Origin of the sequence: Lacticaseibacillus porcinae (genome assembly GCF_003946305.1) — a bacterium.
In the GTDB taxonomy this organism is placed as follows: domain Bacteria; phylum Bacillota; class Bacilli; order Lactobacillales; family Lactobacillaceae; genus Lacticaseibacillus; species Lacticaseibacillus porcinae.
Genome location: NZ_RHNS01000001.1, coordinates 322,643 through 336,238, shown reverse-complemented (window position 1 = coordinate 336,238; position 13,596 = coordinate 322,643). Strand labels below are relative to the sequence as shown.

Sequence of the window (13,596 nt, the reverse complement as noted above, 5' to 3'; positions counted from 1 at the left end):
CAAAGCGTTCTTCTTTGGTTCAATATTTAGGTGCAAGAACATCGGCCGGTTTTGCCGATTTCTGAAACCGGCCGCACGGCAACTTGTCCAATTCACCGTAGTGACGCCAAATCGTCGGAGTCCACAGCTTTTCGTGCCGAAGGCGTAGTGGTATCGCTGGCTGGAAAATCAAATTGACACTTTCACTGCCGGACATTCATTGGGTGAGATGGTTTAATCGTTTTGAAACGCACGTAAAAATTCCCCTAGGTTTAGTCATTTTTCAATGGCCAAACCTAGGGGAATTTTGATTACGTTAGCCGAATGCGGCAACAGAGCCTAAGATCGCACCAAGGATAGTGACGATGAGCATGGCCCAAGCGGCAATATGGGTGATCCACCAGAATTTCGTTCGTGTTTTCTTCATCATGACACCTCCTTTGTACCGATTTTCTATGAGTTCTAGTTTACCTGTTTCTTAAGTTGGCGGCAAATCATTTTGTGTGTCTTTTTTTGTGCGGTAAGATTAGGTATGATAAATAAAAACAGGAGGTGCCACCATGTTAACGATTTTGGCGATCGGCTTACCGATTATTTTTTGGATCGTGTTGCTGGTGATCATCGGTAAGTTCAACTATCGTCATAATCTTTTGTTTTGGGTGATGATCGTGGTGAACTTTTTAGCGATTTGGCAACTGACGCAACAACATGCGGGCACCTATTTATGGGCATGTTTTCTCGCTGCGATCGTGGCCGCGATTTTAGTGGTTGCCTTGCTGATCATTAATGAGCATGATGTGTTTTTACGCCGGTATGCCCATTTACTGGCCCGTGTCGAGGTATTGGCTACCACATGTTGGTGGTTCGCCGCAATTTTCTTCCAAAAATAGGGCCGATCCCCCACTTTTTAAACCTATGCTGAACCCTTGCAACCACTGTGTTGTGAGGGCTTTTTTGTTACAAATGTTAAGAATGTCACGCAATGGGGGAGAATGTGGGGATGATTGTGGTGGAACGTGGGGGAATGTGGTAGACTTAACTCAACGTTGGGAGGTGATCCCATGCTCATGGGTGAGTTTCATCACAGCATCGATACCAAAGGGCGGTTGATCGTACCTGCGAAATTTCGCGAAGTGCTCAACCCTTCTTTCGTATTGACCCGGGGCATGGATGGTTGCTTGTTCGGCTACCCGCAAGCCGAGTGGCAAAAACTGCAAGAAAAATTAACAGCTTTGCCATTAACGAAAAAAAGTGCGCGGACGTTTTCTCGGATGCTGTTGTCAGGAGCAGCTGAATGCGAACTTGATAAACAAGGGCGCATCAATCTCCCGAACAACTTGATCGAACATGCAGCATTGAACAAAGATTGCGTGTTGATCGGCGTCTCCAATCGCATTGAAATCTGGGCTGCTGAGCGTTGGCAAAAATATGCTGACGAGGCAGAAGATGATTTTGATGAATTGTCAGAAAACTTGATCGACTTCGGGTTATAAACTATGACTGAATTTAAACATGAAACCGTACTATTAAAAGAAGCCGCCGCGAACTTAAAGGTTCAACCCAACGGCACATACGTCGATGCGACCCTAGGGCGTGCCGGACATACTAAAGAGATCCTCAGTCAAATGGATGGTGGCGCGTTATACGCGTTCGACCAAGATCAACAAGCCATTGACGCAGTGACTAAAGCCCTGGATCCACTGCCTGAGAACTTGCATTTGATTCATACTAACTTTCGCAATTTGCAACAAGCACTTGCTGAACGCGATGTCACAGGGGTTGATGGCGTCTTATATGATCTTGGCGTGTCGTCACCACAATTTGATGATTCTAAACGCGGTTTTTCTTATCGCTTTGACGCACCACTGGATATGCGGATGGATCAAAGTCAAACGCTAACCGCTAAAATCGTGATCAATGACTGGTCGTTCAATGATTTGGTCCGGATCTTCAACCGCTATGGTGAAGAGAAGTTTGCCAAATCCATTGCCAGACAAATCGAACAAGCGCGGGCGGATCACACCATTGAAACGACTTTTGAATTAGTGGAATTGATTAAACAAGGGATCCCTGCTAAAGCGCGTCGTACTGGTGGCCACCCGGCTAAACGGGTGTTTCAAGCGGTGCGCATCGCCGTCAATGACGAACTTGGGGCTTTAGAAGCGAGTTTGGAACAAGCGGTCAGCTTGTTGAATCCAGGTGGTCGCATCAGCGTCATCACCTTCCAGTCTTTAGAAGATCGTTTAGTTAAAGCGATGTTTAAAGAACTGACAACGATCAAAGATGTGCCTCATGATTTGCCAGTGATCCCAGATAGCATGCAACCAGACTTTCGTTTGGTATCGCGCAAGCCGATTTTACCTGGAGCCGAAGAACTCGAACATAATCACCGCGCGCATAGTGCCAAACTGCGCGTTTTAGAAAAATTAGTGAAGGAGGGGTAGGACATGCAAGAAAGTACCGCAAGACAATTACAACCACAAGTTGCAGAACCTTTGCAACAACCTAAAGTCGCACCGCAACCAGCCCCTCAAGTGCAAAGCGCGCCACAACCTTCCAAACGTTTTTCACCATTTGAACGGGTGTTAAGCGGGTTATGTGGCTTAGCTGCGTGTGCTGTTTGCCTGCTGTTTTTAAACGCGCAAACGCAATTAGATGCCAATAATCGTACATATCAAGATGTGCAAACCAAGATCGCGACTCAAAATCAGTCAGTGACTGATCTCAAGCAATCAGTTGGTGAGCTATCTAACTCAAGTCGACTCAGTTCTTATGCCAAGGCGCATGGCCTGACGGTGATCGAAGCAAATATTAAGCGTGTGAGCAAGTAATGGCAAAACAATCTTCTAAACGACAGACGAATGCGATCCATCCAACCAAGAATCGACGGAAGTTCGGCATCTTTTTGATGGCGCTTGCGGCGTTAGGGCTGGTCGCATTCGCCTGTCGTTTTGTGTATATTGCGGCAGGTGGTAAAGTCGATTCTGCCAACTTATCAGCTTACCGCAAGAAAGTCGTCGCCAAATCAACAGTACTCAAAGCCAAGCGCGGTGCGATTTATGACCGCGATGGCGGGGTCATCGCTGAAGACTCCAACACTTATACGATTTATGCTGTGCTAGATCACAACTATGTCGATGGCAAAAAGAAACTTTATGTCCAAGACAAAGATAAAACAGCGACCGAATTAGCAAAATATTTACCTTTGTCTAAAGCGAAAATTCTCAGTATTTTAAATCCTGCTAAAGCGAAGTTTCAAGTGGAATTTGGGACTGCTGGGACGGGTTTGAGCCTAGCGACGAAACAAGCGATCCAAAAAGCGAAATTACCAGGGATCAACTTCACTGATTCACCGTCGCGGTTATATCCAAATGGCGTGTTTGCAAGTCATGTGATCGGCTTAGCCCAACCGCAAACCGATGCCAAAACCACCGATCAATTAGTCGGCGTGTTAGGTCTGGAAAAACAATTCAATTCAGTCTTAACGGGGACCAACGGGTATCGCACGTCGCAAACAGATGCTTACGGCTATCAATTGCCAGAATCAAAAGTAAAAACTAAAGCGGCAGTGGACGGCGGATCGGTTTATACCACCATCAATGCTAGTTTGCAAAGTTACTTAGAAACGTTAATGACTGGCGTTGCCGATAAGTATCAGCCAAAATCTCTGTTAGCGGTATTGATGAATCCTAAAACTGGAGAAGTGTTAGCGGCGTCGCAACGACCGACCTTTGATCCTTCGACTGGTGAAGGGTTGTCGAGCATGTGGCGGGATATTTTAGTGGAAGATAATTATGAACCAGGTTCGGTCATGAAGATCTTCACCTTAGCTTCGGCCATTCAAACCGGGAATTATCATCCGAATACCTATTACAAGTCCGGTTCGGTGAAAGTCGCCGACACCACGATCAAAGACTGGGATACTTCTGGTTGGGGGACCATTCCGTTGAGTCAAGCCTTCCCACGGTCTTCCAACGTTGGGATGGTCAAAATCGAACAAACCATGGGTGCGACAGTATTTTCTGAATATTTACGTAAATTTGGTTTTGGTCAACAAACTGGGATCGCCTTACCAGGAGAAACCAGTGGGACTTTTGATTTTGGCAATTACTTAGATTCTGCCATGGCCAGTTTTGGTCAGTCGATTGACGTCAATGCGATGCAATTGATGCAAGCTGCCACTGCAGTTGCCAATCGCGGCGACATGGTGCAACCGCGGATCGTTTCAAAAATCGTCAACAAAAAAGGTAAAACCACGTCATATCAACGTCGCGTGGTGGGTAAACCGATTTCTAAGTCCACGGCTAATCAAGTGATCTCTGCAATGCGTGAAGTGGTGAATGATTCTTATGGGACTGGTTCTGCTTATAAAATGAGTGGCGTGGACCTTGCTGTTAAAACGGGTACCGCTCAAATCGCCGGATCAACTGGTGGCTACCTCACCGGTGATTCTAATTACATTTTCTCGGTGATGGGGATGGCCCCAGCGTCAAATCCGAAATATGTGTTATACATTGCGATGAAACAACCTCAGAAAATGACCTCTCCAGCTGAATCAATCATGGCAGAAATTTTCAAGCCGATGATGACGCGAGCGTTAGCGTTAGATGGCAGCACCCAAACGACGACCCCAGATGAAACCACCACCGTTCCAGCGGTGACCAACAACGCCTTAGCGACGGCGCAACAAAAATTGACGATCGCCGGTTTAACCTCTGCAGTGGTTGGCACTGGCACCAAAGTGGTGCAACAACTTCCGACTGCAGGCGGCAACGCGTTGAAGTCGTCACATGTGGTGTTATTGACGAATGGCGCGATGACAATGCCTGACGTCTCTGGCTGGTCGAAATCTGATGTGTTAAAATTAGCCCAGTTGACTGGGAAAACTTTCAAACTGGTGGGATCTGGTTACGCCACTGCGCAAAGCTTGAAAGCTGGTTCATTACTTGGATCTGCCAAAGTCACGATTCAATTTGCGCAACAGTAAATTACAAAGGGGCATATCATGCAGTTAGCACAAATGTTGATCCCGATGGTGGCAGCTTTTGCCATTACCGTGATCGTGTTGCCGTTATTTATCGGCTACATGCGTTTTAAAAAAGAAGGCCAAATGATCCGTGAAGAAGGCCCGAAATGGCACGCCAAGAAATCCGGTACCCCGACGATGGGTGGGGTGGTGTTTATCATCGCCATTATCATCGCCGCGATCGGTTCTGCGATTTGGCAACACAGCTTAGACATGTCCGTATATGTGGCGCTGTTTATTTTATTGTTATACGGGATCCTCGGGTTCATCGATGATTTCGTCAAGTTATTTCATCATCAAAACGAAGGCTTGAAAGCTTGGCAAAAATTGCTAGGTCAAATTATTGGGGCAATCGTCTTAGTGATCGCCTACTTGCATGATGGCTTCGCGCATGCGATCAGCGTTCCTTTCATCGGTCAAATCAATGCGTTATGGTTCTTCGTGATTTTTGCGATGGTGTGGTTAGTCGGCTTCTCCAATGCCGTGAACTTATCTGATGGTTTGGATGGCTTAGTTGCAGGGCTTTCAACGATCGCCTTTGGGACTTATGCCATTATCGCTGCTCATGATGGCCGCGTGGATGTGTTGATCATTTGCTTGGTGACCATCGGGGCAATGATCGGTTTTCTCTTATATAACCACAAGCCTGCCCAGATCTTTATGGGGGATGTCGGTTCGCTGGCATTAGGCGGTATGTTGGCGACTGTCAGCATTTTGCTCGACCGCGAATGGTCATTATTGTTGATCGGGTTGGTGTTTGTTTGTGAAACTGCCAGCGTGATCATTCAAGTGGCAGTGTTTAAAACGACCGGCCACCGCGTCTTTAAAATGAGTCCGATCCACCATCATTTTGAAATGTTAGGTTGGTCGGAATGGCGTGTCGACATTACCTTTTGGATCGTCGGTATCATCGCAAGTGCAATTTATCTATTAATTTTTCTTTAGAAAGAAGTCTGGGGCATGTTGGAGATCAAAACGTATCAAAATAAGAAAGTTTTAGTGTTAGGGTTAGGCATGAGTGGCGTCAATGCGGCGCGGTTATTGAATAAGCTTGGGGCATTAGTCACCGTCAACGATAAAAAGAAATTCGATGACAACAAACAAGCCCAAGCGTTACTCGCCGATGGCATTAAAGTGATCACTGGTTACCACCCAGTGGAATTGCTCGACGAGAATTTCGAATACATGGTGAAAAACCCAGGGATCCCTTATTCCAATCCCATGGTGCAAAAAGCCGAAAGCTTAGGCATCCCGATCATCACTGAACCTGAATTAGCTTATCAAGTGTCGCAATCACATTGGATCGCTACCACTGGCTCCAACGGTAAAACCACCACGACCACATTGATCGGGTTGATGCTTAATGAAGCGGGTCACAAAGCTTATGATGCCGGCAATATTGGCATTCCAGCTTCTGCTGTTGCCCAAAAAGCAGGTAAAGATGACACAGTGGTGGCTGAACTTTCCAGCTTCCAACTTTGTGGCATCAAGACCTTGCACCCGCATATTGCCGTGTTGACCAACATTTATGAAGCACATTTGGATTGGCATGGTGATCGTGAACATTATGTTGCCGCGAAAATGCGCATCACGATGAATCAAACCCCAGATGATTATTTCATTATGAACTGGGACTTACCGGAAATGCATGAACTGGCCAAGCAATCTAAAGCGCAAATCGTGCCGTTCTCCCGCAAAAATGTTGCCGGCGCGCGCTCAGCTTTAGTGGATGGCTGGTTATGCTTTGATGGTGAACAAATCATGAAAGCTTCAGACATGCAGATCCCAGGCACTCACAACATCGAAAATGCCTTAGCAGCCATTGCCGCGGCCAAACTTTCTGGTGTCGACAACGCGTCGATCGTCGCAGTATTGACCCGCTTCACTGGCGTTAAACACCGGATCCAATATGTCACCACGATCAATGATCGCAAATTCTACAATGACTCCAAAGCCACCAATGTTGAAGCCGCTAGTGTGGCGATCAATGCCTTTACCCAACCGATCGTCTTGTTAGCAGGGGGCTTGGATCGTCATTTGTCGATGGATGACTTGATCCCATTAGTAAAGGCTCATGTCCATGCCATGGTCACTTTTGGGGAAACGGCAGCATTGATGAATGCTGTGGCTGAAAAAGCTGGTATTCCTTATCAACAAACCGAAAATGTCAAAACGGCGGTACCGTTAGCTTATGCGGCATCCAAACCAGGGGATGTGGTGTTGTTATCGCCGGCCGCGGCGTCATGGGATCAATTCCCGAACTTTGAAATTCGCGGCGATGTCTTCATCGACGCGGTTAATGCTTTAGCTGAAAGCGAGGAATAGTCATGCGCGTGATCGTCTCAGGCGGCGGCACTGGCGGCCACATTTACCCAGCGTTAGCGTTGCTGGAACAATTAAAAAAACGCGACTTACTCGATGACGTGTTATATATTGGCACCAAGCGCGGCTTAGAAAGCCGTATTGTACCAAAAGCTGGTATTCCTTTTGACACCATCGAATTGCAAGGCTTCAAGCGCAGTTTAAGTTTAGACAACATTAAAACAGTTTCTCGATTCATCGGCGGCTTGTCAAAGGCTAAACACATTTTAAAAACCTTCAAGCCTGACGTGGTTGTCGGCACCGGTGGTTATGTCTCAGCCGCAATTTTATTTGAAGCGGCGCGGTTGCACATTCCCACAGTGATCCATGAACAAAACTCCGTGGCCGGCGTCACCAACAAGTTCTTATGCCACTTCGTCGATAAGATCGGGACGGTATTTCCTGAAGTGGAATCAGCGTTTCCGGCGAAGAAAGTCCAACGTGTTGGCAATCCTCGGGCGCAACAAGTCGCAAATTTGTTACCTAATGATCGCTTAGCAGACTTTGGTTTAGATCCTAAACGGCGGACGTTATTGATTTTTGGGGGATCACGCGGTGCACCAATGATCAATCAAGCGGCGATCAATGCCATCCCGTTATTTGGAAAAAGCAACTTCCAAACGTTATTTGTCACTGGCCGGCGGCATTTTGACAGCATTCAAAAGCAATTGCCGAGTTTGCCTGATAATGTCAAAGTCGTGCCTTATGTCGATGATATGCCGGCAATTTTGCCAGATATCGCCTTGGTGATCGGTCGCTCTGGCGCCACATCCATCGCAGAACTCACGGCGTTGGGCATTCCATCAGTGTTGATCCCAAGTCCTAATGTCACAGGGAATCATCAATTTATCAACGCGCAAAGCTTGAAGAAAGCCGGTGCTGCGTTGGTCGTACCAGAACCTGAACTCAATGATCACTTCGCGCAAATGGTTGCTGACTTAATGCAAGATGACGTTCGATTACTCGATATGACGCGAGCAGCCAAAAGCTTAGGCGTTCCTGATGCGTCAGATCGTTTGATCGCGTTGATGCAACAAGCCATCAACGAACACTAGAAAGGTGGTGACACGATGCCGTTTTGGCGAAAATCCAAATCTCAAGATCCCTTGACGCCTTGGGAAGCTTATCAAGCCAAACAAAAGCGTGAGCAAAAAGCGGCATCGCATCCGCTACCATTGCCACATCTCACCAAGACGCGGACGAGTCGGCGACGTCGTAACTTGGCCTTGATCTTAACGCCATTAACGGTGTTATTGGTGATCGCGATTTACTTTATGACGCCGCTAGCTCGCGTTGGTGACATCAACGTGCGCGGGGAGTCAACATTGCCGGCACAATCGGTGATCGATGCGTCAAAGTTAGGTCCTAGTCAAATGATCTTGGATCTTTTGATGCATCAAAAGCGCGTCAGTCAACGGGTGCAAAAAGCGTTGCCGCAAGTGCAAAGCATGAGTTTGTCCATCAAAGGGTTTAACCAAGTGACGTTGCATGTTCATGAATATGCGCCGTTAGGTTATGTCCAAAAAAATGGGGAATATCATGTGTTGTTAGCCTCAAGTGTGGTGGTGAAAGATGCCACTCAAACGCCGAAAAGCACTTACCCGATTTTTACCGGCTTTACCAACAAGGAAGCCTTTGACGTTGCCAAAACCGTTGCGAGCTTCCCACAAGCGGTTCGCAAAGCGGTTTCTGAAGTCAAAGCCACGCGCGGTGCGGCGAATCCTTATCAAATCACCATTAGCATGAGCAATGGGAATTTGGTCATTGCTGATTCACGCACAGTGGCCAAAAAAATCAAATATTACCCGCAATTATTAGCTGATGTGAAAACTAAAGGCACTGTAGACTTGGAAGTCGGCGCCTTTTTCACCCCATATGCCAAATAAAACCTACAAAATCCCCAATCTTTATCGTCTATTGATGAGTTGATGGGAGGTTGTGTGGTAAAATCAAAATAGTATTACGTTTTCAATGAGAAAAATTGCAGTCCAGGAGGTTTGCCGTCGTGGGAAATCAAGACATATACGTTGGACTTGATATCGGCACCACCTCGATCAAAGTCATTGTGGCCGAATATATTCAAGGTCAAATGAATATCATCGGGGTCGGCAGTCAACGAACAGCTGGCTTAAGCCGTGGTGTGATCGTCGATATCGATAAGGCTGTCATGGCGATTCGCCAAGCCGTAAGTCAAGCAGAAGAAAAAGCAAGTATTAAAATCGATTCAGTGGTCGTCGGGGTTCCCGCTAACCAATTACAAATCGAGTCAGTCAGCGGCATGATCGCTGTGGGTGATGCCTCCAAAGAAATTACCGATGAAGATGTCAAAGCTGTGGCAGCAGCAGCGTTGGTGCGTAACTTACCACCAGAACGCGAAAGCTTGTCATTGACACCGACTGAATTTATCGTTGATGGTTTTGACGACATCAAAGATCCGCGCGGTATGATCGGTGTTCGCCTTGAAATGCACGGCATTTTGTTCACTGTGCCTAAGACGGTATTACATAATACCAAAAAAGCCTTGAGCAAAGCTGGACTTTCGATCCGTACCGTCGTCATCAACCCATTAGCAACGGCACAAGTCGCCTTAAGTGATGGGGAACAAGACTTCGGTACCGTATTGATCGATGTCGGTGGTGGTCAAAGTACGGCAGCGGTGATCCATGATCATAAGTTGAAGTTCACTTCCGTTGATCCTGAAGGCGGCGAGTTCGTCACCAAAGACATTTCGGTGGTGTTGAACTCCGGCTTCAAAGATGCGGAAAAACTCAAACGTGATTATGGCAATGCGGATTCATTGGCAACGCATGAAGATAATACCTTCCCAGTGACTGTTGTCGGTAAAACTGAGCCGGTGATGATCTCTGAAAAGTATTTATCTGAAATCATTGAAGCGCGGTTAGGTCAGATCTTCAAACGCTTGAATGCGGCGTTGCAACAAGCCAATGCCTTAGACTTACCTGGTGGCATTGTGATCACTGGTGGGACGACTGCAATACCTGGGATCACCGAGCTCGCACAAGATATTTTCAACCATCAAGTGCGCGTCTTTATCCCGAGTGAAATGGGATTGCGGCATCCGGCCTTTACGCAAGCATTGGGGTTGATCCAATATGCCGCGCATTTGACGGATATCGACCAGCTGGTAGCTAGCGTGTTGCCGAATAGTGAAACGCCAGCACCACAAACCACGCAATCATCTGTTAAGGCAGTGCCTGCTGCTAAGCCAGTTGATGACGAGCCTGACACCACCGAAAAGAAGCCGAACGCTTTGCGGCGCTTCTTCGGTAATTTCTTCGAATAATTTCCCTAGGAGGAACGACAATGGAATTCTCACTGGATGCACAAAATGATACTGGCGCCGCAATCAAAGTGATCGGCGTAGGTGGCGCTGGTGGTAATGCGGTCAACCGCATGATCGCCGAAGACGTTAAAGGCGTGGAATTTATCGCGGCTAACACTGACGTCCAAGCTCTTTCAAATTCAAACGCTGAAACTAAGATCCAATTAGGTAACAAATTGACGCGCGGCTTAGGTGCCGGTGCCACTCCTGAAATTGGTCAAAAAGCGGCAGAAGAATCTGAAGAACAAATTCAACAAGCCTTACAAGGCGCTGACATGATCTTCGTCACTTGCGGCATGGGCGGTGGCACTGGGACTGGTGCTGCTCCTGTTGTGGCTAAGATCGCTAAAGACATGGGTGCTTTAACCGTTGGGGTGGTGACACGACCATTTACTTTTGAAGGCCCACGCCGTGCGAAAAATGCGGCAGAAGGCATCGCCAACTTAAAAGAACATGTCGATACCTTAGTCATCATCGCCAACAACCGCTTGCTGGAAATCGTTGACAAGAAGACTCCAATGATGGAAGCCTTCCACGCTGCCGACAACGTGTTACGTCAAGGGGTGCAAGGGATCTCTGATTTGATCACCAGCCCTGGCTTTGTTAACTTGGACTTTGCTGATGTCAAAACTGTCATGGCTAACCAAGGTTCTGCATTAATGGGGATCGGGACGGCCAACGGCGAAAATCGCACCATCGAAGCCACTAAGAAAGCAATTTCTTCACCATTACTTGAAGTTTCCATCGCTGGTGCTAAGCAAGTCTTGCTGAACATCACCGGCGGCCCTGACTTGTCATTGTTTGAAGCCCAAGATGCTTCTGAAATTGTGGCGCAAGCTGCAAGCAACGACGTGAACATCATCTTCGGGACTTCCATCAATGAAGACCTCGGTGATTCTGTTGTGGTCACAGTGGTTGCGACTGGGATCGACGGTGAATCCGTTAAACCACAAAGCCGCGATGCTCGCAAAGCTGAAGCAACGAGTTCAAATGCCAGTGCCAAAGCTGACAGCAGTGACAGTGCCGATCCATTCGGTAACTGGGATCTGCGTCGCGAACCAGCTAAGCACAACAGTCAACCAGCTGAATCAAAAGACTTTGACAACGTGAAGAAAACGGAATTTGATATTTTCGAATCTCAACCAACGCAAAGTCAAGATGACGGTGGCGACGATCAACCACCATTCTTCAAGCGCCGTCGTCAGTAAACCCCAGTGCTTTTTGAAATGGGCTTAGCACAAGCGTAGCTAGACGCAGGTGCGTTGTTTCAAAAAGCACGACGACTTAGCACCACATACTTTCTATCAAAGGAGGGCACGCAGATGGCATTTGAAAACATCGGGAAGAAATTTAATTCATTTTTTGCCATGGATGCAGAAGACGATGAACCAGAAATGGCGACGCCGACTGCTACCCAATCAACGCCACAACAGACTTCGCAAGCGGTGTCGTCGAAGCCGCAATTTCGCGGGAATAAGGTCGTGTCAATGAGTAATCCAAATGAACAAACGGCAAAAATCGTCGTTTACGAACCACGTATTTACTCTGATGCTAAAGAAATCGGCACCAACTTGTTGAATAACAAAGCGGTAGTCGTCAACTTCGATCGCATTGAAAATGATGCGGCGACGCGGATCGTTGATTTCTTGACTGGGACTGTGTTTGCCATCAACGGTGAAATTCGCCGCATTGGGGAGCAGATCTTCTTGGTCACCCCGGCGAACTTCCAAATCGATGGCACTTTAGCGGAGAACTTAGGGACTGATTTCGACTTACAAATGACAGAATAGGAGGACTGCGTGTGTTAGCTACAGGACTCTACTGGCTTTGGCGATTGATCTCAACTGTGATCTCGGCATATAGCTTAGGCATGGCGGTGTATATCGTGATGTCTTGGTTCCCAGATGCTTATGATTCGAAGTTCGGACGGTTGTTAACGCGGATCTATCAGCCTTACTTAGGTTGGTTCCAACGTTTTATCCCGCCGATCTTAGGGTTAGACCTTTCACCGATCCCGGCTTTTGCGGTGATTTATTTAGTCGAAAAAGCCTTTGATATAATTTTTATTAATCTGATTTTAAGGTGAAAAAATGGATAACGTCTTACAGCATTTTCGCAAAGATGAAGCGCCATTCATCGCCCAAGTGCAATCAGACATTGAAACTGCGGCTGGTGAATACCGACCGGTGTTGACCGACTTCTTGGATCCGAGGCAAGTGTATATCACTGAAACCTTGGTCAATCAAGTCGATGGTGTGAAGCTCTTTTCGTTTGGTGGCGTGCCTCAAGCGGAACGTCAACGGGTGTTGATCGCCCCTGATTATTTTGTCCCGACGCCTGAAGATTACGAAGTGGCGGCTTTAGAGATCAACTATCCGCAAAAATTTGCGGAACTCGACCACTCCCATATTTTAGGCACATTGGCCAATGCCGGCATCAATCGCGATTTGTTCGGTGATATCGTGTCAGATGGCAAGCGTTGGCAAGTGATCGTCGCGGCATCGATGAGTACTTGGGTCCAAACCAATATCGATAAAATTGGCCGCATTGGCGTGCGGTTTGAACCGATCGACTTAGATCAGTTGGTGACCCCGACAAATGATTGGGAAAGCGCACAACTGACGATTCCGTCATTGCGGATCGACGCGGTGGTGGCGCATGTGTTCAACATTTCTCGGACCCGCGCCAAAAGCTTAGTTGAACATGAACTCGTGCGGTTGAATTTTGCTGTGATCGCCAGACCTGACGTTGAAGTCGACGTGCATGACATTTTATCAGTGCGAGGATTTGGGCGCTTGCGCATTCAAGCAGTGCTTGGTACCACCAAAAAAGATAAGCTGCGGGTGACCGCGGATGTGATCCATAAATAGTGATTAGGAGGCAGTGA

14 protein-coding genes and 2 pseudogenes are annotated in these 13,596 nt (G+C 47.3%); 15 read left to right on the top strand and 1 reads right to left on the bottom strand.

The window, feature by feature from the left end:
• Window positions 1–295 precede the first annotated feature (295 nt).
• Window positions 296–406 (bottom strand): DUF4044 domain-containing protein, encoded by a 111-nt coding sequence (locus tag EKM92_RS01575; protein ID WP_225420695.1) that lies wholly within the window; start codon window positions 404–406, stop codon window positions 296–298.
• A 133-nt stretch (window positions 407–539) separates the two neighbouring features.
• Between EKM92_RS01575 and EKM92_RS01570 the strand changes: the two genes are divergently transcribed.
• The 15 genes and pseudogenes from EKM92_RS01570 (at window position 540) to EKM92_RS01505 (ending at window position 13,579) form a co-directional block, all read left to right on the top strand.
• Window positions 540–869: a hypothetical protein gene (locus EKM92_RS01570; protein ID WP_125707187.1), complete on the top strand. Its 330-nt coding sequence runs from the start codon at window positions 540–542 to the stop codon at window positions 867–869.
• A 171-nt stretch (window positions 870–1,040) separates the two neighbouring features.
• Window positions 1,041–1,472 carry a division/cell wall cluster transcriptional repressor MraZ gene (gene mraZ, locus EKM92_RS01565; RefSeq protein ID WP_125707186.1) on the top strand — a complete coding sequence of 144 codons (432 nt, stop codon included), beginning with the start codon at window positions 1,041–1,043 and terminating at the stop codon, window positions 1,470–1,472.
• A 3-nt stretch (window positions 1,473–1,475) separates the two neighbouring features.
• Window positions 1,476–2,423 (top strand): 16S rRNA (cytosine(1402)-N(4))-methyltransferase RsmH, encoded by a 948-nt coding sequence (gene rsmH / locus EKM92_RS01560; RefSeq protein WP_125707184.1) that lies wholly within the window; start codon window positions 1,476–1,478, stop codon window positions 2,421–2,423.
• A 3-nt stretch (window positions 2,424–2,426) separates the two neighbouring features.
• Complete coding sequence (gene ftsL / locus EKM92_RS01555; protein WP_125707182.1) at window positions 2,427–2,810, top strand: cell division protein FtsL; 384 nt, start codon at window positions 2,427–2,429, stop codon at window positions 2,808–2,810.
• Complete coding sequence (locus EKM92_RS01550; RefSeq protein WP_125707180.1) at window positions 2,810–4,966, top strand: penicillin-binding protein; 2,157 nt, start codon at window positions 2,810–2,812, stop codon at window positions 4,964–4,966. The genes ftsL and EKM92_RS01550 overlap by 1 nt, the downstream gene beginning before the upstream one ends.
• 18 nt (window positions 4,967–4,984) lie before the next feature.
• Window positions 4,985–5,950: a phospho-N-acetylmuramoyl-pentapeptide-transferase gene (gene mraY / locus EKM92_RS01545; RefSeq protein ID WP_125707178.1), complete on the top strand. Its 966-nt coding sequence runs from the start codon at window positions 4,985–4,987 to the stop codon at window positions 5,948–5,950.
• Between the two features lie 15 nt (window positions 5,951–5,965).
• Complete coding sequence (gene murD, locus EKM92_RS01540; protein WP_125707176.1) at window positions 5,966–7,330, top strand: UDP-N-acetylmuramoyl-L-alanine--D-glutamate ligase; 1,365 nt, start codon at window positions 5,966–5,968, stop codon at window positions 7,328–7,330.
• 2 nt (window positions 7,331–7,332) lie between these two features.
• Entirely contained in the window at window positions 7,333–8,421 is a 1,089-nt protein-coding gene (murG, locus tag EKM92_RS01535; protein WP_125707174.1) for an undecaprenyldiphospho-muramoylpentapeptide beta-N-acetylglucosaminyltransferase, read from the top strand.
• 15 nt (window positions 8,422–8,436) lie between these two features.
• A complete protein-coding gene (locus EKM92_RS01530) occupies window positions 8,437–9,252 on the top strand; it encodes a cell division protein FtsQ/DivIB (RefSeq protein ID WP_125707172.1) in 816 nt (271 codons plus the stop codon).
• 119 nt (window positions 9,253–9,371) lie between these two features.
• Window positions 9,372–10,670 (top strand): cell division protein FtsA, encoded by a 1,299-nt coding sequence (ftsA, locus tag EKM92_RS01525; protein ID WP_125707170.1) that lies wholly within the window; start codon window positions 9,372–9,374, stop codon window positions 10,668–10,670.
• A gap of 20 nt (window positions 10,671–10,690) precedes the next feature.
• Window positions 10,691–11,642, top strand: a pseudogene (gene ftsZ, locus EKM92_RS01520) (cell division protein FtsZ); the annotation flags it as partial.
• 86 nt (window positions 11,643–11,728) lie between these two features.
• Window positions 11,729–11,917, top strand: a pseudogene (locus tag EKM92_RS13870) (cell division protein FtsZ); the annotation flags it as partial.
• A 114-nt stretch (window positions 11,918–12,031) separates the two neighbouring features.
• Window positions 12,032–12,499 carry a cell division protein SepF gene (locus EKM92_RS01515; RefSeq protein WP_125707166.1) on the top strand — a complete coding sequence of 156 codons (468 nt, stop codon included), beginning with the start codon at window positions 12,032–12,034 and terminating at the stop codon, window positions 12,497–12,499.
• An 11-nt stretch (window positions 12,500–12,510) separates the two neighbouring features.
• On the top strand, window positions 12,511–12,795 hold the full coding sequence (locus EKM92_RS01510; protein WP_225420694.1) for a YggT family protein: 285 nt from the start codon (window positions 12,511–12,513) through the stop codon (window positions 12,793–12,795).
• Between the two features lie 4 nt (window positions 12,796–12,799).
• A complete protein-coding gene (locus EKM92_RS01505; protein ID WP_125707164.1) occupies window positions 12,800–13,579 on the top strand; it encodes a YlmH family RNA-binding protein in 780 nt (259 codons plus the stop codon).
• Window positions 13,580–13,596 lie beyond the last annotated feature (17 nt).

What these genes read in the sequence shown, in the direction of transcription:
- EKM92_RS01575 (WP_225420695.1), bottom strand. Translation starts at nt 406, where the DNA reads ATGAAGAAAACACGAACGAAATTCTGGTGGATCACCCATATTGCCGCT.
- EKM92_RS01570 (WP_125707187.1), top strand. Translation starts at nt 540, where the DNA reads ATGTTAACGATTTTGGCGATCGGCTTACCGATTATTTTTTGGATCGTG.
- mraZ (WP_125707186.1), top strand. Translation starts at nt 1,041, where the DNA reads ATGCTCATGGGTGAGTTTCATCACAGCATCGATACCAAAGGGCGGTTG.
- rsmH (WP_125707184.1), top strand. Translation starts at nt 1,476, where the DNA reads ATGACTGAATTTAAACATGAAACCGTACTATTAAAAGAAGCCGCCGCG.
- ftsL (WP_125707182.1), top strand. Translation starts at nt 2,427, where the DNA reads ATGCAAGAAAGTACCGCAAGACAATTACAACCACAAGTTGCAGAACCT.
- EKM92_RS01550 (WP_125707180.1), top strand. Translation starts at nt 2,810, where the DNA reads ATGGCAAAACAATCTTCTAAACGACAGACGAATGCGATCCATCCAACC.
- mraY (WP_125707178.1), top strand. Translation starts at nt 4,985, where the DNA reads ATGCAGTTAGCACAAATGTTGATCCCGATGGTGGCAGCTTTTGCCATT.
- murD (WP_125707176.1), top strand. Translation starts at nt 5,966, where the DNA reads ATGTTGGAGATCAAAACGTATCAAAATAAGAAAGTTTTAGTGTTAGGG.
- murG (WP_125707174.1), top strand. Translation starts at nt 7,333, where the DNA reads ATGCGCGTGATCGTCTCAGGCGGCGGCACTGGCGGCCACATTTACCCA.
- EKM92_RS01530 (WP_125707172.1), top strand. Translation starts at nt 8,437, where the DNA reads ATGCCGTTTTGGCGAAAATCCAAATCTCAAGATCCCTTGACGCCTTGG.
- EKM92_RS01515 (WP_125707166.1), top strand. Translation starts at nt 12,032, where the DNA reads ATGGCATTTGAAAACATCGGGAAGAAATTTAATTCATTTTTTGCCATG.
- EKM92_RS01505 (WP_125707164.1), top strand. Translation starts at nt 12,800, where the DNA reads ATGGATAACGTCTTACAGCATTTTCGCAAAGATGAAGCGCCATTCATC.